The sequence below is a fragment of the Bacillus sp. FSL K6-3312 genome, assembly GCF_038007485.1.
In the GTDB taxonomy this organism is placed as follows: Bacteria; Bacillota; Bacilli; order Bacillales; family Bacillaceae; genus Bacillus; species Bacillus pumilus.
The window spans coordinates 2,140,551-2,162,768 of sequence record NZ_JBBOXI010000001.1 but is presented as its reverse complement, the minus strand read 5'-3'; the positions used below and the strand labels follow the sequence as shown (position 1 = coordinate 2,162,768).

At 40.8% G+C, this 22,218-nt stretch carries 16 protein-coding genes; all 16 read left to right on the top strand.

Translation table 11 applies throughout. From position 1 onward, the window contains the following. The first annotated feature begins 88 nt into the window (after positions 1-88). The 16 genes from MHI11_RS11265 (at position 89) to MHI11_RS11190 (ending at position 22,195) form a co-directional block, all read left to right on the top strand. Positions 89-3,205, top strand: a complete 3,117-nt coding sequence (locus tag MHI11_RS11265; RefSeq protein ID WP_044141870.1) for an MMPL family transporter — start codon at positions 89-91, stop codon at positions 3,203-3,205. Positions 3,206-3,350: 145 nt separating this feature from the next. Next, positions 3,351-4,631: an EF-P 5-aminopentanol modification-associated protein YfmF gene (gene yfmF, locus MHI11_RS11260; RefSeq protein ID WP_044141869.1), complete on the top strand. Its 1,281-nt coding sequence runs from the start codon at positions 3,351-3,353 to the stop codon at positions 4,629-4,631. Further along, on the top strand, positions 4,628-5,920 hold the full coding sequence (gene yfmH, locus MHI11_RS11255; protein WP_340961097.1) for an EF-P 5-aminopentanol modification-associated protein YfmH: 1,293 nt from the start codon (positions 4,628-4,630) through the stop codon (positions 5,918-5,920). The genes yfmF and yfmH overlap by 4 nt, the downstream gene beginning before the upstream one ends. 152 nt (positions 5,921-6,072) lie before the next feature. Continuing rightward, positions 6,073-6,549 (top strand): MarR family winged helix-turn-helix transcriptional regulator, encoded by a 477-nt coding sequence (locus MHI11_RS11250; RefSeq protein WP_044141867.1) that lies wholly within the window; start codon positions 6,073-6,075, stop codon positions 6,547-6,549. After that, a complete protein-coding gene (locus MHI11_RS11245) occupies positions 6,527-9,646 on the top strand; it encodes an MMPL family transporter (RefSeq protein WP_340961096.1) in 3,120 nt (1,039 codons plus the stop codon). Before MHI11_RS11250 ends, MHI11_RS11245 begins: the two co-directional genes overlap by 23 nt. A 31-nt stretch (positions 9,647-9,677) precedes the next feature. Next, on the top strand, positions 9,678-10,406 hold the full coding sequence (gene ymfI, locus MHI11_RS11240; RefSeq protein WP_340961095.1) for an elongation factor P 5-aminopentanone reductase: 729 nt from the start codon (positions 9,678-9,680) through the stop codon (positions 10,404-10,406). A 73-nt stretch (positions 10,407-10,479) separates the two neighbouring features. Beyond that, on the top strand, positions 10,480-10,737 hold the full coding sequence (locus MHI11_RS11235) for a DUF3243 domain-containing protein (protein WP_003211590.1): 258 nt from the start codon (positions 10,480-10,482) through the stop codon (positions 10,735-10,737). Positions 10,738-10,868: 131 nt separating this feature from the next. Beyond that, positions 10,869-11,660: a DUF3388 domain-containing protein gene (locus MHI11_RS11230; protein ID WP_003211480.1), complete on the top strand. Its 792-nt coding sequence runs from the start codon at positions 10,869-10,871 to the stop codon at positions 11,658-11,660. Positions 11,661-11,683: 23 nt separating this feature from the next. Then, complete coding sequence (locus MHI11_RS11225) at positions 11,684-12,595, top strand: helix-turn-helix domain-containing protein (protein WP_003212257.1); 912 nt, start codon at positions 11,684-11,686, stop codon at positions 12,593-12,595. Between the two features lie 75 nt (positions 12,596-12,670). Beyond that, positions 12,671-13,252 carry a CDP-diacylglycerol--glycerol-3-phosphate 3-phosphatidyltransferase gene (gene pgsA / locus MHI11_RS11220; RefSeq protein WP_044141864.1) on the top strand — a complete coding sequence of 194 codons (582 nt, stop codon included), beginning with the start codon at positions 12,671-12,673 and terminating at the stop codon, positions 13,250-13,252. Positions 13,253-13,268: 16 nt separating this feature from the next. After that, complete coding sequence (locus MHI11_RS11215) at positions 13,269-14,519, top strand: competence/damage-inducible protein A (RefSeq protein WP_044142093.1); 1,251 nt, start codon at positions 13,269-13,271, stop codon at positions 14,517-14,519. A gap of 177 nt (positions 14,520-14,696) precedes the next feature. Continuing rightward, positions 14,697-15,734, top strand: a complete 1,038-nt coding sequence (gene recA, locus MHI11_RS11210; protein ID WP_044141863.1) for a recombinase RecA — start codon at positions 14,697-14,699, stop codon at positions 15,732-15,734. Between the two features lie 306 nt (positions 15,735-16,040). Beyond that, complete coding sequence (gene rny / locus MHI11_RS11205; RefSeq protein ID WP_003211958.1) at positions 16,041-17,603, top strand: ribonuclease Y; 1,563 nt, start codon at positions 16,041-16,043, stop codon at positions 17,601-17,603. 88 nt (positions 17,604-17,691) lie between these two features. Beyond that, positions 17,692-18,486: a TIGR00282 family metallophosphoesterase gene (locus MHI11_RS11200; RefSeq protein ID WP_003212177.1), complete on the top strand. Its 795-nt coding sequence runs from the start codon at positions 17,692-17,694 to the stop codon at positions 18,484-18,486. A gap of 201 nt (positions 18,487-18,687) precedes the next feature. After that, entirely contained in the window at positions 18,688-18,948 is a 261-nt protein-coding gene (gene spoVS / locus MHI11_RS11195) for a stage V sporulation protein SpoVS (protein WP_029281188.1), read from the top strand. 202 nt (positions 18,949-19,150) lie between these two features. Beyond that, the gene (locus tag MHI11_RS11190; protein WP_340961094.1) at positions 19,151-22,195 is read left to right on the top strand and encodes an efflux RND transporter permease subunit; all 3,045 of its coding nucleotides are present in this window, start codon (positions 19,151-19,153) and stop codon (positions 22,193-22,195) included. Positions 22,196-22,218: the final 23 nt, after the last annotated feature.

Sequence of the window (22,218 nt, the reverse complement as noted above, 5' to 3'; positions counted from 1 at the left end):
TAGCACGTTGAAGGAGACGCAGTCAGCACTTCAGACACGCTCAAATATAGCAAATTGATTGATGAACTAGAAGGAGCTTGAAGCAGCTATGTTGCAAATAATTAAAGCAAGATGGATTGTATTAGTGGTGTGGATGATAACAGCTGTGATTCTGTTTATTACTGCGCCCAATTTAGAGGAATTAACAAGAGAAAAAGGGCAATTAAAGGTTCCGGAGGGGACACCAACAGCTGAGGCACTTCACTTATTGGATAAGCTCACAGATCAAAACGGGAAAAAAGATACGGGTGTTATTGTATTCTCCGAACAACATCTGTTCCCTAAGAAAGAGCAGGAATTAAAAAAGGCTTTATCTGCACTCATGACACATGCTCCAGACCTCCACATTGACGGAATTACTTCGTATTTTCATGTAGATCCGGACATTCAAAAACAACTTTTATCAAAGGATAAAAGTACACTTCTTGTTCCATTCAAATTCGACCACTACGAAACAAAAGCTGTGAAGATTAAAGAACGAATTGAGGAAGTTTTAAAGCCCTATCATGTCTCATATGAAATGACGGGACAAAAATTTGTGGATTCAGATGTCATTCAAAGCTCTCAACAAGGTCTGAAGAAAACTGAACTTATAACGATCATTTTTATTTTCTTTATTTTAATCATTGTTTTCAGATCGATTTTGGCACCTGTTGTTCCGCTCATTACGATCGGCATTTCTTATGCTGTCAGCCGTTGTATTGTGGCTTTTCTAGTAGAATATATGCAATTTCCTCTATCTAATTTTACTCAGATTTTTATGGTAGCGATTATGTTCGGTATAGGAACAGATTATTGTATTTTGCTTTTAAGCCGTTTTAAAGAAGAAATCGGTCAAGGTCGTGATGTCAAAGAGTCAATTATCATCACATATAAATGTGCAGGGAAAACGGTTCTTTTCAGTGGCTTAGCCGTGTTAGTCGGCTTCTCAAGCATTGGGTTTGCCAAATTTCAATTGTATCAATCAGCTGTTAGTGTTGCTGTAGGAGTTGGCATCCTGCTGATCGCCCTTGTCACCATCGTTCCCTTTTTTATGTCTGTTTTTGGAAAATCCCTTTTCTGGCCATCTAAAAGAGAAAACATTCGCCACCCGCAAAGTAAAATGTGGGAATGGGCTGGGCGTTTTTCATTTAAAAGGCCGCTGATCAGCCTAGGTTTAGTTGCACTCATTACGGTGCCTCCTATTCTGATGTACGACGGGACTCTTTCTTATAACAGCTTAAATGAGATTGGGACAAAGTATGAATCAGTGTCTGCATTTAATACGATATCAGAGCAATTTGGCTTTGGGGAAGCGCTGCCCCTGAATGTACTTGTTGAAAGTGACAATAAGTTAGATAACCAAGAAAAGATTGTCATGATTGAAAAACTGACCCGTAAATTAAATGACATTGACGAAGTAAAAACGGTCCGTAGTGTCACTCGGCCTGTTGGAGACGGGTTAAGTCAGCTTTACGTCACCTCTCAAGCAAAAGAGCTGGGCGGAGAACTAGGAAAAGGCCATGAAGGAATCGGGAAAATTTCAGATGGTTTGACCGAAACAAATCTTGCCCTTCTTAAACAAAAACCAAAAATTCAAGAATCCGCTAAAGGCATTGATCAGCTGATTGATGGAACAAAAGCGATCAAAAGCGGCATTGGAGAAGTAAGGGTGTCCCTGATCTCTTTAGAAGATGGGGTGAGGCGCAGTAAAGATGGCGTCGGAACCATTCGAAGTAAAATCAAAGAAGCAAAAAAGGAATTAGAGCAAGAATATCGAAGCAGTGAAGCGATGATTCAAGAACTTAAACGAATGGTGAGTACGCTTGAACGTCATGCGAAATCAAATCAGCAGCTGATAACCACCATTAAAAAAGTAAAAAGTTCGTATGAAAATGTATCGTTTGAAGCACTTGAAAAACGGCTGCCAGAAGTAAAAGATATGGATGAATATAAAGAAATCAAGGAAGTATTCAAAAACACAAAAGGAATGCTTGATCAAGCAGGGGACCAAATGAATCTGTATGAAGAGGAAGCCTCTGTCTTTAAAGAAAAGATCAAGAAAGCAGATTCAGTGATTCAAAGCCTATCAATCAAGCAAAAAGAAGTAAAACGTCAAGTACAAGCGCTCATGGAAGGGCTCGATCAAGTTTATAACGGTCTTGAACAAACAAATGAGGGCCAAAAACAATTGATTAAAGAAATGCCTAAAATTGAAGATGGCGCAGACCAGCTGACAGACGGCCAAAAAGCCATCAAAAAAGGATTTAGTCAGCTTTCATCAAAACTCACATTGTTAACAGATGGTTTAGATGAAAGTATTGAAGGGCTTGAGCAGGTCAAAAGCGGCTTCACAGAGGCGGACGGCTATTTAAAGCAGCTTCAGAAAGCGCCAGATGAAGAAATAACAGGCTGGTTTATTCCAGAAGAAGTGCTGAAACGCCATGAATTTAAGCAAATCTTTCATACGTATATGTCTCCAGATCGTAAATTAACAACCTTTGAAGTTATTTTAAATGTGAATCCATACAGCAATGAAGCGATGAAAGGCGTTGCGAAAATTGAGGACACCCTTGATCAATATTTACCTGTCAGCGGGTTAAAGAATGCAAATTACGGTGTGTCTGGTATCTCAAGTTTAAATGTAGATTTAAAAGAAACATCTGACGGTGACTTTATTCGAACGGTCATTTTCATGTTAGTTGGCATCTTTATCATTTTAATTATATTATTACGGTCAATCGTCATGCCGATATACTTAACACTTTCACTCATTTTAACGTATTTTACATCCGTCGGTTTAACAGAATGGATCTTTAAAACATTTTTTGGCTACGACGGTCTCAGCTGGGCTGTCCCATTTTTCAGCTTTGTCATTCTTGTCACCCTTGGCATTGATTATTCGATCTTCTTAATGGATCGCTTTAATGAATGGAAGGGAGAGCATGTGCAAGCATCAATGATATCAGCGATGAGAAATATGGGTTCCGTCATTATTTCAGCAGTCGCGATATTAGCGGGGACCTTTGCCGCTATGCTGCCGTCCGGTGTATTATCACTTGTTGAAATTGCAACGGTCATACTCATTGGGCTTTTATTATATGCGCTTGTTGTATTACCGCTCTTCATCCCGGTCATGGTTCGTATTTTCGGTAAATGGAATTGGTGGCCTTTTAGAATGAAATAACGACCGGCGTCTCTGCTTATAGCAGAGGCGTTTTTATTTCCTATCCTTTCCTCTGATTGATATAATGTCTATTAAATGGCTGTTTTACGTATATATCAGCTATGTTCTAATACATAATAAATAGGATGAACAAAGGAGGTTTCTCATGACGTACTTACAAGAGAAGACACTAGACACACCTGGTCTTCATACTCATATTGTCAAAACAGAAAAATTTAAAACGGTCACAATCCTTTTTAAAATGCTCGCGCCTCTATCGAAAGATGACGTCACCATGCGTTCACTTTTCCCGCATGTGCTGTTAAGAGGAACAGAGAAAATGCCGAAAACAGGAGAATTGCGTGCTTATTTTGATGAGCTTTATGGTGCTACGGTTTCAGCAGACATGGCGAAAAAAGGGGAGAATCACATCATTACCTTCCGCCTGGAAATGGCGAATGAGAAATATTTAAAGGATCAAACCCCTTTACTAGAAAAAGGGATCGCCTTACTATCTGATCTACTATTCCATCCGTATGTTGAAAATGGAGCGTTTAGTCAATTATATGTAGATCAAGAAAAACGCACTTTAAAACAGCGAATTCAAGCAGTGTATGATGATAAAATGCGTTACTCGAACTTAAGGCTTGTGCAGGAAATGTGCAAAGGTGAACCGTATGCACTGCACGTCAATGGAGAAATGGAAGATATCGAAACGATCACAGCTCAATCGCTGTTTGAAGCATATAAGCATGCGCTTCAAACAAATCAGCTTGATCTTTATGTTGTGGGAGATGTAGAAGAACAAGACATCAGCCGAATGGTCTCTCAATACTTCAAAACAAGTGATAGAGAACCGGTTAAACAACACGCTGAATCAACAAGCACGCAAAGAGAAGCAAAAGAAGTCATCGACGAAGAAGACGTGAAGCAAGGCAAACTGAATATCGGCTTTCGCACGCATACGACGATTGCGGATGACGATTATCCGGCTTTGCATTTGTTTAATGGTATATTCGGCGGCTTCTCGCACTCGAAGCTATTCATCAATGTTCGGGAAAAAGCAAGTCTTGCGTACTACGCTGTGTCTAGACTTGAGAGCTTTAAAGGCTTGATGATGGTCATGTCAGGGATTGAAGTCGGCAACTATCAGCAGGCAGTAGACATCATTAAAGAACAATTTGAAGCAATGCAAAAAGGTGATTTTTCAGATGAAGCGATTGACCAAACAAAAGCTGTCGTCAAAAATCAGCTTCTTGAAACGATCGATACATCTTATGGGACAGCGGAATACCTGTATCAGCATGCCGTTGTGCCAACAGGGGAAACACTTGATTCCTTTTTAGAAGCACTTGACCGAGTGACAAAAGAGGATATCATCAAAGTGGGTCAGAAAATCGAATGGGATACGACCTATTTTCTTAAAGGAACGGAGGGTGCTTCATGACAGTGAAAACAATTCAATTCGACCAGCTGCAAGAAATGGTCTATCACGAAAAAATGGAGAGCGGACTTGACGTCTATGTGCTCCCAAAGCAAGGGTTTAACAAAACCTATGCGACTTTTACAACCAAATATGGCTCTGTCGATAACGAATTTGTGCCGCTTGGCAAAGCAGACATGATTCGAGTGCCTGACGGAATTGCCCATTTCTTAGAGCATAAACTGTTTGAAAAAGAAGACGGAGACGTATTTCATACATTTAGTAAACAAGGAGCATCCGCAAATGCTTTTACGACATTTACGAGAACAGCTTACTTATTCTCAAGCACCTCAAATGTCGAACAAAATCTTGAGACACTCATTGATTTTGTTCAAGAACCTTATTTTACTGAAAAAACGGTCGAAAAAGAAAAGGGCATCATTGGTCAAGAGATTAACATGTATGATGACAATCCGGACTGGCGTTTATTCTTCGGTCTGATTGAAAATCTATATCAAGAGCACCCTGTGAGAATTGATATAGCTGGAACTGTAGAAAGTATTGCTCCGATTACAAAAGATCATTTGTATGAATGCTATGAAACGTTCTATCACCCGAGTAATATGCTTCTATTTGTTGTCGGTCCCGTTGACCCGAAGCAAATATTAGACCAAGTTCGAGCGAATCAGGCGAAAAAGCCATTTACAGACCAGCCAGAGATCAAACGAAAAGACATCAATGAGCCTGAAGGTGTGTACCGAAAAGAATACGAACTTCCAATGAACGTACAAGGCTCGAAATGTATGTTCGGTTTGAAAACTAAGAATCCTCATAAAAAAGGAGATGAACTGCTAAAACATGAACTCGGAATGAATCTCATTTTAGAGACGCTGTTTGGTAAAAGCTCCTTACAATATGAACAAATGTATGAAAAAGGCTTAATTGATGAGACCTTCAGCTACGATTATACGGAAGAAGGCGGCTTTGGCTTCACGTCAGTTGGCGGAGACACAAATGATCCTGATCAACTGGCAAAAGTATTAAAAGAAACCCTTCTTCAAGCAAAGAACTTGATCTCAGAAGAGAAAATTGAGCTCGCGCGTAGGAAGAAAATCGGCAGCTTTTTAAAAGCCATGAACTCTCCTGAATACATTGCGAATCAATTCACTCGATATGCGTTCTTAGAAATGAGTTTATTTGATGTCGTGCCAGTGCTTGAGCAAATTCAATTAACAGATATTCAGCAGATATTAGAGGAAGAAATCGATGAAGAGCGGATGTCTGTTTTCAAAGTAGTCCCGAAAACAAAATAAATAAAAAAAGACAAACTCAAGTCAAAAGAGTTTGTCTTTTTTATGTTCAATTGAAGCGAGCGTTTGCTTTGTGAAGATAATGATTGACAATTGTTTTGGTTATTAGTTAAACTCTTTAATAGTTAAACACTTAAACTAAAAAGGAGCAGCGTATGGAACAAAAAAAAATTGCACAGCTCATTCAGAGGTATGCAGACGTCTATCTCATGTTGGAGAAAAAAGTATCGAGTATGATCACAGAAAAGCTTGATAAAGAGCTGACACTTGATCAGTATTACTCGCTTCGATACATCAATTTACATCCAGGGTGTACATCAACAGACCTAGCTAATGTATGTAATGTGAATAAAAGTGCTGTGACATCAATGACAAACCGTCTATTCACAAAGAACTACATTGTTCGTGAGCACGATCAAGCCGATAGAAGAAATGTGCATCTGTACGTAACTCCAGAGGGCAAAGATGTGGTCAGCCGAATGGAAAAACAGCTTCAGGGTCTTGTTCGATCTTATTTCGAAAAGCTGGAAGAAAAAGAAATGGAATCATTTATTCAAACATATGAAAAGATCTATCAAGTAATCATCGAAGAGGAGGCACAAAGTACTAATGAGAGCAATCATAAAGGGTAGATGGCTGATCACGATTTTATGGATCGTATTAGCGGCAGTGTTACTCATCACCGCTCCTAATATGGCGCAATTAACAAAAGAAAAAGGGCAAATTTCAGTACCAGACGGCTATCCGTCCTCATATGCAAATCAGTTATTAAAGAAAATGTCTGAAAACGGTGATACAGAAAAATCAATTGTCATTGTCTTTCAAGAAAAGAACATCGTCAAAGAAAGAGAAACATCTTTAAAAAAGGCAATGGAGATTTTAGAAAAGGACCAAGATCTACATGTAGAGGATATCACTTCTTATTTTGACGCCAATAAAGATATCAAAAAGCAGATGCTTTCTAAAGATCGCACGACGCTCCTTGTTCCAGTTACATATGACTCAAACAAAATCAAAGCTTCCGATTTTAAAGAAAGAGTCAATGAAAAGCTAAAGAGCTTAAATCTGACATATGAAATGACAGGACAGCCGTTAATTGATGATGACGTGATCACAAGCTCGCAAGAAGGTCTGAAGAAAACAGAGTTCATTACGATTGGGTTTATTCTCATCGTTCTTGTCCTTGTCTTTAGATCAGCTGTGGCGCCTTTCGTTCCATTAGTCGCAGTAGCTTTGTCTTACTTGGTGAGTCAATCCATCGTGGCTTATTTAGTTAAATATCTCGACTTCCCGCTCTCGACCTTTACCCAAATCTTCATGGTCGCGATCATGTTTGGAATAGGAACGGACTACTGCATTCTACTTCTCAGCCGCTTTAAAGAAGAAATCGCACACGGTAAAGATAAAATTGAGGCGATTCTCATTACGTATAAAACAGCAGGAAAGACTGTTTTATTCAGCGGAATTGCTGTGCTCATCGGTTTTACATGTATTGGGCTGGCGCAATTCCAGCTCTATAAATCAGCTGTTGCAGTAGCAGTTGGTGTCGCTGTGCTCATTGTGGCGCTTCTCACGATTGTGCCATTCTTTATGGCGGTTTTAGGAAAAGTGCTATTTTGGCCGATTAAAGGTGATATTGCTCATCCGCAGTCAAAAATGTGGGAAACAGCAGGTCGCTTTTCATTTAAAAAACCACTTTTTAGTTTATTAATCGTAGGAATCATTACGCTTCCGCCCATTCTCATGTATAAAGGAACGCTTTCTTATAACAGCTTAGATGAAATCGGTAATAAATATGAATCAGTCAATGCATTCAATACGATTTCTGACAAATTTGGACCAGGAGAAGCTCTACCTGCAACGATTGTTGTGAAATCAGCTGATCTGTTAGACAACAATAAAGGGCTGATTGCTGTTGAAAAACTCAGCCGTGCAATTGAACAAACAGATGGCGTAAGTAAAGTGAGAAGTGCGACACGTCCTGTCGGTAAAGGGCTAAGTGATTTATACGTGAAATCACAAGCCAAAGAACTGAATACCGGACTTGATAAAAGTAATGAAGGCTTAAAAAAAATCCAAGATGCACTGACGACAATGAGTCAATCCATTGAGGATCAAACGCCGCAAATCAAATCATCTGGAAAAGGCATTAACAAATTGATTTCTGGTACAGAATCAGTGCAAACAGGCATTCAAAACGTCGAAAAATCGTTAAGAGATTTACAAAGCGGAATCGATCAAAACAAAAACGGTGTTGCACAGATTAAAGAAAAAATTAAAGGTGCGAAAAAAGAATTAACGGCCCAAGTCGCACAAGTGAATCAGCAAGTGTCGCTGTATAAAAGCATTTCCAAAGAATTAAAGGCAGCATTGGCGCAGGTGGATACGTCATCCTCTGCCGCAGCGGATGTAAAAGCATTAATCACACAAGCAAATAAACAGTTTAGTACACTTGAAAAACAAATTCCGCAGGTGAAAGAAAATCAATCGTATCAAGCCATCAAAGCTTCATATAATGAACTTTCTACGACCTTGCAAGAAGGGGCGAAACAGGCAGACAGCTATGCCAAACAAGCGAAAGAAGCTAGAAAACAGCTTGAAGCAGCAGATGCCTTTATCGCAAAAGCTTCACAGCAGCAAAAAGTTTTGACGAGTCAAATCGATGAGCTCATTGCTGGCTTAGATGCAATTGAAACTGGATTGGATAAAACGTCTAAAGGTCAAGGGCAATTAGCTGATAATATGCCAAAGCTTGCAAATGGTGCCGGGCAAGTGATTGATGGTCAAAAACAAATGAAAGAAAAGATTGGCGGCTTCGGTGATGACCTGACCAAGCTGACAGACGGGCTGAACAAAAGCGTCGATGGCTTGGAGAAAATTTCAAGCGGACTAATGGGTGCAGGTGACTACTTAGACGAACTGAAAAATGCACCAGATCAAGACATGGCCGGCTGGTTTATCCCAAAAGACGTGCTGAAAAACAAAGCATTCAAGCAAGTATTTGATTCATACATGTCGGATGACCGCGAGATGACAAAGATTGATGTCATTTTAGAAAAAAATCCATATGGCAATGAAGCCCTGTCGACGATCAAACAAGTAGAAGCTTCTGTCGAGCGGGCACTTCCTGAAACAAATTTAAAAGATGCATCATTTGGTGTTTCAGGTGTATCAAGTATGAATGCTGATTTAAAACAGCTGTCAGACCAAGATTTCAATAAGACGGTTCTTTACATGATGATCGGTATTTTCCTCATCTTGGTGATCCTGTTCCGTTCGCTTGTGATGCCGCTGTACTTAGTAGGTTCACTTATTTTGACTTACTTTACAGCTATCGGAATGACAGAATTTATTTTCACTCATTTCTTCGGATATCCGGGCATTAACTGGGCGGTTCCATTCTTTGGATTTGTGATATTAATGGCGCTTGGAGTCGATTATTCGATTTTCTTAATGGAGAGGTTCAATGAATACAAAACAAAAGACATTCAGTTTGCGATGACCGAATCAATGAAGAATATGGGCTCTGTCATTATGTCTGCTGCTGTTATTTTGGCAGGAACATTTGCAGCCATGCTTCCTTCAGGAGTGCTGTCTCTCCTGCAGATTGCAACACTTGTTCTCACAGGACTTTTGCTGTACGCACTCGTTGTGCTACCATTGTTCGTACCTGTGATGGTGAAATTGTTCGGATCAGCGAACTGGTTCCCATTTAAACGAAAAGAATAGATATTTCAAATAGAAAGTAGGAATCCATGTGATGAGTCGATGGGCGCTGATAACAGGTGCCAGTGGCGGGATTGGGCAGGCTGCGGCAAAAAAGCTCGCCCAGGAAGGCTGCCATGTGATACTCCATTATCACAAAAATGAACAGACAGCCGTGCAGCTTGCCGCTGAGCTGGAAGAAACATGTCATATTCAGACGCATGTCGTTCAAGCGGATTTAGCCAAAATGGGCGGTGCAGATGAGCTCGTCAGCCGTCTGCCTGTATGTCCAGATATTCTTGTATTAAATAGCGGTAAGAGTCATGTCGGATTAGTGACAGATACAGAAAAAGACGTATTAGCCAGTATGGTGCAGCTTCATGTGACAAGTCCATATGAGCTCACCCAGCACCTATTGCCAGCCATGATTCAAAAAAAAATAGGTCATATCGTTGCGATAAGCTCGATATGGGGTGAAACAGGTGCATCGTGTGAAGTGCTGTACAGCATGGTGAAGGGGGCGCAAAATGCGTTTATTAAAGGTCTGGCGAAAGAGCTTGCCCCAAGTGGAATTAGAGCAAATGCTGTTTCACCAGGTGCTGTCCATACACACATGATGAAAAGCTTCACACAAGAAGATATTGAAATGCTGGAGGAAGAAATCCCGCTTGGCCGGCTTGCATCACCTGAGGAGATTGCTGATGTCATTTGGTTTCTCGCCTCAAAGCAGTCAAGTTATATGACAGGTCAAATTTTATCCGTTAATGGCGGCTGGTACTGTTAAAAAACGTGTATAATTCGTCTCTCCATGACAAAAGCTATGGCTGTAATTCATCTTTTCGAATGGAGGAATCGACATGTCAGTACTTGAGAACTGGGACCATTGGAAAAACTTTTTAGGTGACCGTTTAAATCATGCGCAGGATAAAGGCTTAAAAGATGATACCATCAATAACCTTGCGTATGAAATTGGCGGATATTTAGCTAACGAAGTTGAAGCAAAGAACGAGCAAGAAAGAGTACTTGCTGACCTTTGGAGCGTTGCATCAGAAGATGAGCAGCGTGCAATTGCCAATATGATGGTCAAACTGGTTGAAAATAATAGCTCGCACTAAACAAAAAGAGGGGTCGTTTGTGCCTCTCTTTTTATTTTAACTGTTTCACAACATTGTGCTTTCTAAAAATGTGAAAATGCTTTATGATATAGGAAGGTAAAAATTTGCCACAATGAAGGGGGTAATATCATTTGGCAAAGCTCGAATGGTATTTTGAATATGAGATACAGGTAAACCGTCCCGGACTTTTAGGAGACATTTCATCTCTAATGGGGATGCTTTCAATTAATATTGTGACAATTAATGGTGTTGATGTATCAAGACGCGGAATGCTTCTGCGCTGTGACCATACAGATCAAATTAAGCGCCTTGAATCAATTTTAAATACAATGGAAACGATAAAAGTAACGAAATTAAGACAGCCAAAACTTCGTGACCGCTTAGCGGTTCGTCACGGCAGATATATTCAGCGTGATGCAGATGACAAAAAGACGTTCCGATTTGAAAGGGACGAGCTTGGTCTTCTTGTTGATTTTATGGCTGAACTATTTAAAAAAGAAGGACATAAATTGATTGGGATTCGCGGGATGCCGCGTGTCGGAAAAACAGAATCAATTGTGGCTTCAAGTGTATGTGCCAGCAAGAGATGGCTTTTTGTATCGTCCACTCTTTTGAAACAGACGATCCGAAGCCAGCTGATTGCGGATGAATACAGCCCAGATAACGTCTTTATTATTGATGGAATTGTGTCGACGCGAAGAGGTTCTGAGAAGCACTTGCAGCTTTTAAGAGAAATTATGAGACTGCCGGCAACAAAAGTAGTTGAGCATCCAGACATCTTTATTCAAAATTCAGAATATACAATGGATGATTTCGACTATATCATTGAATTGCGTAATAGTGCAGACGAAGAGATTACATATGAGCACGCTGAAGAACCACAAGTGTTTGATCATTCTGGTTTTTCTGGCTTCGATTTTTAATATGGTAATGGTAGGTGTTTGTTTTGACTGAATTGGGAAAACGGCTCATTGAGGCCAGAGAGGAAAAAGGGATGTCGCTGGAGGATCTTCAGACGGTGACCAAAATCCAAAAGCGCTACTTGCTAGCAATCGAACAAGGAAACTATGATATTATTCCAGGAAAATTTTACGTCAGAGCGTTTATTAAACAATATGCCGAAGCCGTTGGACTAAATCCTGAACAATTGTTCGAAGAATTTCGTAAAGATGTGCCGAGCACGTATAACGATGAAGTATCTGATAAATTATCAAATATAAAGCCGCAAAGAGAGCTGCCTAAGCCTGCCTCGAAGGTGCTTGAGCTGCTGCCGACCATTTTGATTATTGGAGGCGTCCTTGTGGTCATCGCGATCATTTATGTCATCGTGCAGGCGGTCAATCATGATAGTGGACAGAAGAACAACCAGACGGCTCCTCAGCAGTCAGAATCTAAGTATGAAGTATCTGAGGATTCATCTCTTGCAAAGGATCAAAAGAAAAAAGAAAAAGCTTCGTCAGATGATCAAGAAAAATCATCTAAAAAAGATGACTCATCAAAGGATTCATCCAAAGACGATGAAACGGTCTCGTTGAAGGCAGCGAATACAGAAGGCTCAACGACAACGTATGAAGTGTCAGGCGCAGATGAGATGGAGTTAACCATTTCTGCTACAAAAGCTTCTTGGCTGCGCGTCAGAGACGAATCTGGAAAAGTGCTGAAAATGGGTGAACTAAAAGATGGTGAATCGTTTAAAACAGACCTGTCTGAGCTCTCTCAGGTCGATATCCGTCTAGGCAATGCGACTGGAATTGATATTAAGGTGAATGACGAGACACTTAAGTACGAATTAGACCCTAAGAACACCATGACACAAAACATTGTGATTGTGAATAAAGGAAAGGAAAAGTCATCTTAAGCAAGTAGATGACTTTTCTTTTGTTCCTACTATTATATATACATAAAAAAATGGCTTATTGGAGGATTGAAATTCATGTTTAACTTACCGAATAAAATAACTCTTTCTAGGATCGCCTTGATCCCTGTTTTTATGATTATTATGCTTGCACCTTTAGATTGGGGCGTTGCACGTTTTGGTCACGTCAGCATCGAAGTGACGCATCTTGTTGGAGCAATCCTGTTTATTGTTGCTTCGACAACGGACTGGATTGATGGGTACTATGCGCGTAAACTGAACTTAGTGACGAATTTTGGTAAATTTTTAGATCCGCTTGCAGATAAATTGCTTGTTTCAGCTGCTTTAATTATACTTGTTCAGTACAACCTCACGCCGGCATGGATGGCGATTGTGATCATTAGCCGTGAATTTGCTGTAACTGGTCTAAGACTTGTACTAGCCGGAGGCGGTGAAGTGGTAGCGGCTAATATGCTTGGAAAAGTGAAAACATGGGCGCAAATCATTGCGATTTCAGCTCTTCTATTGCATAACCTGCCGTTCGAACTTGTATCATTCCCGTTTGGTGACCTTGCGATGTGGGTAGCAGTGTTCTTCACTGTTGTGTCAGGCTGGGATTACTTTGTGAAAAACTGGGAATCTTTAAAGAATGCTAACTAAAAAGGACGTGTACGCTTTGAAGTCAGAGAGAAAAGCAGAAATTATTGCAGTCGGTTCCGAACTTTTGCTAGGGCAAATTACGAATACGAATGCACAATTCATCAGCAAACAGCTAGCTGAAATTGGTGTGAATGTGTATTACCATACAGCAGTTGGTGACAATCCAGAGCGTTTAAAAAGGGCCATTCAAGTGGCGCAGGAAAGATCGAATTTTATTATCTTCTCAGGTGGTCTTGGACCAACGAAAGATGATTTAACAAAAGAAACCATCGCGAGTACACTTGGAAAAGAGCTCGTGCTAAATGAAGAAGCATTTGAATCCATTCAAGAATACTTTCGAAAGACTGGACGAGACATGTCACCGAATAACCGGAAGCAGGCACTCGTTCTAGAAGGATCTGATGTGCTCGTGAACCGGTTTGGGATGGCCCCAGGTATGTTTATTCAAGAAGACGATACGTTTTATATGCTGCTTCCTGGACCACCAAGTGAACTGCATCCAATGTTTGAGAACGAGGCGAAGCCGCTGATATCTGAGAAACTGGACTTAAAGGAAAAAATCGTGTCTGTTGTTCTCCGCTTTTTCGGAATCGGTGAATCACAGCTTGAAACAGACCTAGAAGATTTAATTGATGCTCAAACCAACCCAACGATTGCACCTCTCGCATCTGACGGTGAAGTGACACTTAGGCTCACGGCTAAGCATGAGGATGAAAAAGAAACGGAGCGTCTGTTAAAAGAAACGGAAGCGAAAATTTTAGCGCGTGTAGGAGAGTACTTCTACGGGTATGGTGATACATCACTTGTCCGTGAAGCTTCCAAGGCCCTGCACGAACACGGGAAAACAGTGGCAGCGGCTGAGAGCCTGACAGGCGGAATGTTTTCTGAATGGCTGACAGACCTTGAAGGTGCATCGTCGATTTTAAGCGGCAGTATCGTTTGTTATACAAACCAAGTCAAACAGCAGGTGCTTGGCTGCCGGGAGGAAACATTGTCTTCTCATGGTGCTGTTAGCAAAGAGTGTGCTTTAGAGCTTGCTGAAGGTGCTAGAAAGCTTACGGGAAGTGATATTGGCATTAGCTTTACGGGTGTAGCGGGCCCTGATACCCATGAGGGACAGCCTGTCGGAAAAGTGTTTATCGGGCTATCTACGAAAGACCACACAGACGTGTTTGAATGGATGTTTACAGGAAGCCGGTCGGGTATTCGAAAGCGCGCTGTGAAATACGGACTGCATCACTTGCTCAATTTATTAAAAGAGAGTTAATTTTGTTTTTTGTTAGGTTTACTCCTTTATAAAAGAGTGTTTTTTCTAATAGAAATCACTCTTTTCTTAAAAATCTGCCAAGAAAAAAATCGAATATGTGTTCGTTTTTTTCTTGGCAAATGACGTGAAACAAGGTATAGTATAGATAGTGGAATTGATAAAGGAGGAAACAATAGAATGAGTGATCGTCAAGCAGCCTTAGATATGGCTCTTAAACAAATAGAAAAACAGTTTGGTAAAGGCTCTATTATGAAACTAGGAGAGCGAACAGATACACGTATTTCAACAGTACCGAGTGGTTCGTTAGCACTTGATACTGCACTAGGAATAGGTGGATATCCTCGCGGCCGTATTATTGAAGTATATGGTCCAGAGAGTTCTGGTAAAACGACAGTAGCACTTCATGCCATTGCTGAGGTTCAGCAGCAGGGAGGACAAGCTGCATTTATTGATGCAGAGCATGCGCTCGATCCAGTCTACGCTCAAAAACTAGGTGTCAATATTGATGAGCTGTTACTTTCTCAGCCTGATACAGGAGAACAAGCACTTGAAATTGCAGAAGCTCTTGTCCGCAGCGGGGCAGTTGATATTGTTGTTATTGACTCAGTAGCTGCTCTTGTACCAAAAGCAGAGATTGAAGGAGACATGGGTGATTCACACGTTGGTCTACAAGCACGCTTGATGTCCCAAGCACTTCGTAAACTATCTGGTGCCATTAATAAATCAAAAACCATTGCCATCTTTATTAACCAAATTCGTGAAAAAGTTGGGGTCATGTTCGGTAACCCTGAAACAACGCCAGGTGGACGTGCGCTGAAGTTCTATTCATCTGTTCGTTTAGAAGTGCGCCGTGCTGAACAGCTGAAGCAGGGCAATGACATTATGGGGAATAAAACGAGAATTAAAGTGGTGAAAAACAAAGTAGCACCGCCATTCCGTATTGCAGAAGTAGACATTATGTACGGTGAAGGAATCTCAAAAGAGGGCGAAATCATCGACCTTGGAAGCGAATTAGATATCGTACAAAAGAGCGGTGCTTGGTATTCTTACCAAGAGGAACGTCTTGGACAAGGCCGTGAAAATGCGAAACAGTTCCTTAAAGAAAACAAAGATATCCTTCTCATGATTCAAGAACAAATTAGAGAGCACTACGGTTTGGATACAAACGGAGTGAAAGCAGCTGAAGAAGAAGGTCAAGAGGAATTGGAAATTTAAAGACTAAAAGACGCTGAAAAGCGTCTTTTTTTTACATTTACATGACAGCTAGCAGGTCAAAAGTTCTGTCTTTGCTTGAAATAACGACTTACGCCTCAGTCTGACTAGCTTGACAAGTATTTCCGACACAATTACAATGGAAATGTATCACTTGTTTTTCTTAACATGATTGATAACTAATTTAAACTTGACAAGGGCAGTGAGGATCTCATTCCCTGTGAAGGCCCTGTATGTTGAGACACAAAACAATGTACATGCCGACACTTTATTTGTAAAACCAAGTTCATAGCAAGAGGAGGTGAAAATATGTCGCCTACGATGTTTACGATCATCTCCATTTTGCTGAGCCTAATCTGTTTAGTTGTTGGCTACTTTGTTCGTAAAACCATTGCAGAAGCAAAAATATCCGGCGCAAGAAACATGGCCGAACAAATTGTTGAGGATGCAAAGCGTGATGCGGAAGCATTGAAGAAAGAAGCGCTCTTGGAAGCGAAAGATGAAATTCATTCGTTTCGTGTAGAGGCAGAGCAAGAAGTTCGTGAAAGACGTAATGAGCTTCAAAGACAAGAAAACCGTTTACTTCAAAAAGAGGAAAATCTTGATCGCAAAGACGAATCTTTAGATAAACGGGAGTCCCTGTTGGAGAAGAGAGATCATTCTCTGAATGAACGACAACAACATATTGAAGAGATGGAAAGCAAAGTGGATGATATGATTCGTTTGCAGAAAGCCGAGTTGGAACGTATTTCAAGTTTAACTCGAGATGAAGCGAAACAAATCATTCTGGATCAAGTTGAAAATGAGCTTTCCCACGACATTGCAGTCATGACGAAAGAATCTGAAAACCGAGCGAAAGAAGAGGCTGATAAAAAGGCGAAAAACATTCTTTCACTTGCGTTACAGCGTTGTGCAGCTGATCATGTAGCTGAAACGACGGTATCTGTAGTCAATCTTCCAAATGATGAGATGAAAGGTCGTATTATCGGACGTGAAGGACGAAATATCCGTACGTTAGAAACGTTAACAGGTATTGACTTGATCATAGATGATACACCTGAAGCTGTTATCCTATCGGGCTTTGATCCGATTAGACGTGAAACAGCGAGGATAGCTCTGGACAAGCTAGTCCAGGATGGCCGCATTCATCCTGCACGAATTGAAGAAATGGTGGAAAAATCACGCCGTGAAGTCGATGATTATATCCGTGAGATGGGTGAGCAAACGACATTCGAAGTCGGAGTTCACGGTCTGCATCCGGATCTCATCAAAATTCTCGGTCGCTTAAAATTCCGTACAAGTTATGGACAAAATGTCCTGAAGCATTCAATTGAGGTTGCACATCTTGCAGGTCTCATGGCTTCAGAGCTTGGAGAAGATGCAAAGCTTGCAAAACGAGCAGGTCTTCTGCATGACATTGGAAAAGCCATTGATCATGAAGTAGAAGGAAGCCACGTAGAAATTGGCGTTGAGCTTGCGACGAAATATAAAGAGCATCCTGTTGTCATCAACAGTATTGCCTCTCACCACGGTGACCAAGAACCGACATCTATTATCGCTGTTCTTGTTGCGGCAGCAGATGCATTATCTGCAGCACGCCCTGGTGCAAGAAGTGAGACGCTTGAAAATTACATTCGGAGACTTGAGAAATTAGAAGATATCTCTGAATCTTATGAAGGTGTTGAAAAATCGTTTGCGATACAGGCTGGACGTGAAGTCCGTATTATGGTGAAGCCAGATTCAATTAATGATCTTGAAGCTCACCGTCTAGCAAGGGATATTCGTAAGCGGATTGAGGACGAGCTCGATTACCCTGGTCACATTAAAGTGACGGTCATTCGAGAAACTCGCGCAGTAGAGTATGCAAAATAGAGCGGTGCGCTTAGCGCCGCTTTATTTTTTTGTGTAAATATGCAACACTGATAAGAAGTCAATTTATAAGAGAAAGGGTTCAAAGCGCATGAAAATATTATTTGTTGGAGATATTGTCGGTTCACCTGGACGAGACACACTGAAAGAATACTTACCAAAGCTAAAGAAGAAATATCAGCCCCACTTTACCATTGTCAACGGAGAAAATGCTGCTCATGGAAAAGGGATAACTGAAAAAATCTATCATGAACTGCTGCAAGCAGGAGCTGACGTGCTCACAATGGGTAACCATACTTGGGATAAAAGAGACATTTTTGATTTCATCGATGACGCAGCCAACATGGTTCGTCCGGCGAACTTCCCAGAAGGCACACCTGGTAAAGGTTTGACGTTTATAAAAAAACAAGGGAAAGAATTAGCCGTCATCAACCTGCAAGGACGTACTTTTTTACCACCACTTGACTGCCCATTTCAAAAAGTAGACGAGTTAATTGCGGAAGCATCCAAACGTACACCGTTTATTTTTATTGATTTTCATGGTGAAGCCACAAGTGAAAAGCTAGCGATGGGCTGGTATACAGACGGTCGTGCATCATGTGTCGTTGGAACGCATACACATGTTCAAACAGCAGATAACCGCGTTTTGCCAAAAGGAACTGCGTATATTTCAGATGTGGGAATGACAGGACCTTATGATGGCATTTTAGGTGTTGATCGGGAGACGATTATTAAACGATTCAAAACAAGTCTTCCAGTCCGTTTTGAAATTGCAGAAGGCCGCACGACATTAAGTGCAGTGATCGTAGAAATTGACGAACAGTCGAAAAAAGCTGTCAAAATTGATCGAATTTTGATAAATGATGACCATATTTTCTTTGAATAAATGTTCACATATTTATTTCAGAAAAATATTAATCAGAAAGAAGGAATATGCGCCCTCTATCGTGAATATAGTAAAAATGGTAGGTAGCCTGCTATTTTTGAAAAACATTTTGGGGATGGATTTTCAAAAAATAGCATCATCTAACAAAGATTGTTCTAATGAACACTCACTTATCCATTGTAAATTTAAGGGGGAGCAGAAATGGAAATTTTAAAAGTTTCAGCAAAGTCAAATCCGAATTCAGTAGCAGGAGCATTAGCAGGCGTTTTACGTGAACGCGGTGCAGCGGAAATACAAGCAATCGGCGCTGGAGCGCTGAATCAGGCGGTCAAGGCTGTAGCCATAGCAAGGGGATTTGTTGCACCAAGCGGAGTGGATTTGATATGCATTCCAGCCTTTACTGACATTCTTATCGATGGAGAAGAAAGAACAGCCATCAAATTGATTATTGAGCCACGATAATTCTAATTTTATTATTTTCAACCTGCTTACATCATGTAAGCAGGTTGTTTTTGTTTACCACTATACATTTCTTATATAACATATTCAGTTCATGAAATAGATAAAAATGACATATTAGAGCTTGCATTTTTTCACCATGATGATAAATTAAGATTAAGTTAAAAATACTTCATCAAAAATAAATATTTAAGTAGGTGAAATAATGGTTGAAGCTTTTTTGAAAAGAGGAAAGCTTGTTTTTATTTTATTTTTTATTGTTCTCATTGCTGGCGGCTATTTATTTACGCAGCTTCCTAAGCGAGAACTGCCAGAATTCCAAGCGAATATTGTCACAATTTCCACCGTGTTTCCGGGTGCGGATGCAAAACAGGTGGAAAGTGATGTAACCAATAAGCTCGAATCAGCCATATCTGATATCAATGGTGTAGAGAAAACGAGCTCTGTTTCTGCCATTGGGTTTTCAAATATTGTGCTTGAAATTGATGATCAAGCCGATTTTCAAAAGGTGGCAAGTCAAATTAAGAACGAAACCACAAGTGCTGCGTCGTCCTTTCCTGACGGAGTGATGGAGCCTGATGTAAAGGATGAGTTTGGCAACGTGCCGGTTGGTTCTTATATGGTTGTGGCAAGTCAATCAGCAGGCTTAGCAAAAAGTCAGGAATCGCTGCGTGCGTTGAAGGAAAAGGTTGAGGACATCAAAGGGGTAGACAGTGTCGTCATCAAAGGATTCAATGATAAGCAAGCGGTATTAAACTTAGATTCAAGCAAACTGGAGGATGAAGGGTTAAATGTAACGGATGTCACAAATGCCATCAATCAGGAATTTGATACATCTCCACTAGGCGACATTCGGACAGGCGGCGAGAAGGTCAAGCTGTCCATCAATACCTACGACCGTTTGGATCAAGTGAAAAAGCTTGAGCTTTTCTCCAAAACGAACCGTGAACCGGTCACAATCAGTCAGCTTGGCATTTTAAAAGAAGTAGAAAAAGAGAAAAGTGACATTGTGTCGTATAACGGAAAGCCCGCCTATTCATTTACAGTCAATATCAAACCAGGGCTTGATATCCCTAAAATGTATGACAAAGTCAGTGATGTTATTGAGAAAGAGAAGCAGCTTCCAAGTGGTGTCGAGTGGGTAAACTACTATTCACAAAAAAGTGAAGTGGATGCCATTTTTAATGATTTGATAAAAGAAGCCATTGTTGCGGTCATCGCTGTTATTGTTGTCACCACACTTGGTCTTACCATTGGCGGTGCGTTTATCGTTTCACTTGCCATCCCATTATCAATCACAATCGGAACGATTCCGCTGCCATTTTTACAAGTGGACCTCAATCAGATTTCGATTATCGGCTTTATCATTGCCCTAGGAATACTTGTCGATGATGCCATTGTCGTCAACGATAATATATTAAGACAGATGAAAAAATATGAAAGTCCGCTGAAAGGAACGATTGCAGGGGTCAAAGAAGTTGCAGGGTCTATTTTGACATCAACACTAGCGGTTGTGTTTGCTTTCTTGCCACTTGTTTTCCTATCAGGTGCAAACGGTTCATTTATACGAGCATTACCGTCTGTTCTCGTAACGACTGTACTTGCGTCTATGGTGATTTCTCTGACACTAGTGCCAGTCTATCAATATACCGTGAACCGAAAAAGACAGAACAAGAAAATTCAAAAAGAGCCAGGATTCCTAGGCAAACCGTTAAAAAAATTAGCTGATTTTTATGCAGACCGTGTGCTGACGAACATTGTGAAGCGTCCGCTGCTTATTGGCTTAAGTGGTTTGCTTGTTGCAACGCTTGCCTTTTTACTGATTTTCGTCACACCATTTGAATTTTTCCCTGCAGCGAATAAGAAAGAAGTGGTTGTCACTGTCACACTTCCAAGTGAAACAACATTAGACAAAACAAATGAAACATTAGAGAAAATAGAACAAGAGATGAAACAGCAGAAAGGCATTGAAGAAACGGCGATCTTTGCAGGCGGCGGTGTACCGAACCTGTTTAATGAAAGTATTTCAAATGCAAGTGATCATACTGGTCAGGTTGTCGTGAGAGTAGACAATGATCAGATGACGAGTAAACAATTAATAGATCGTATGACAGAGCCATTGCGTAAGAAATTTAAAGATGCTGATATCTTTATGAAAACCATTGTTCAAGGACCGCCAACTGGTGCGCCTGTGACAGTAACCATTGCGGGTGACTCTTTTGCAAAGCTCATTGATGTCAAAGAAACGCTCACAAGTGAAATGAAAGAAAAAGGAGCAAGCTTGATCACTGACGATGTCAATCAGCCAGTAAAAACGATCTCCTTCGAACTAAACCGTGACCGAATGGCAGAAGATGGTCTCAGCGCTCAGTTTGTCAGCAGACAGCTCGGTCTTGTGACTGAAGGCATGCCATTAGGTAGCTTTAAACAAGGAACAAAAGATATCGACTTAGTGGTCAGACAGGATGTAGGTACACATCAAAATGGATTAAAGCTAAAAGAAATAAAAGTGCCTGTCAATTCAAATGAAGGCGGTATGCCTTCACTCGAGCCACTTAGCCGATATGTAAAAGAAAAAGAAACAGAGCAGTACGAAAGCATTCCACATGATAATGGAATTCCGACCATTACGCTGAAGGCGTACCCTGGCACGTCAGAGTCGTTTAAAGACGACATGAAAGAAGTCGTCGATCAAGTAGGAAAAACGAATGAAGCGAGGGATTTAGCCATTTCTCAAGGCGGAGAAAATGAAGATCAATCCCAGTTCTTTATTGAAATTAGTCTCTTATTTGGAGTTGTCTTGCTGCTCATTTATGTGACCATCGCTTTCCAGTTCAATTCATTGATGCTTCCACTATTAGTTCTAGGAACGGTTTACTTAGCGATATCTGGAGCTGTTATCGGACTGTTTGTCACCCAAACGCCGTTCAGCTTTATGGCAACAATGGGAATTGTCTCATTAGCTGGTATCGTGGTCCGAAATGCGGTTGTCTTGTTCGAATTTATTGAGCAGCGGCGTAAGCAGGGATTCGATCAACAGACAGCTGTCATTGAAGCGGGAAGAGCAAGGATTAGACCTATTTTGCTGACAGCATTTACAGCACTTGTCGCCCTTATGCCTGTAGCACTAAGTAATGATCCGCTTTTTAAGCCGCTGGCCATCTGCATTGTATCGGGTGTCTTTTTCTCAACAATTTTGACACTATTAATCGTACCTGCCTTATATATTGCCGTTTCAAAAAGACGGTGACGCAAAAAGCAAATCTCCTTTTC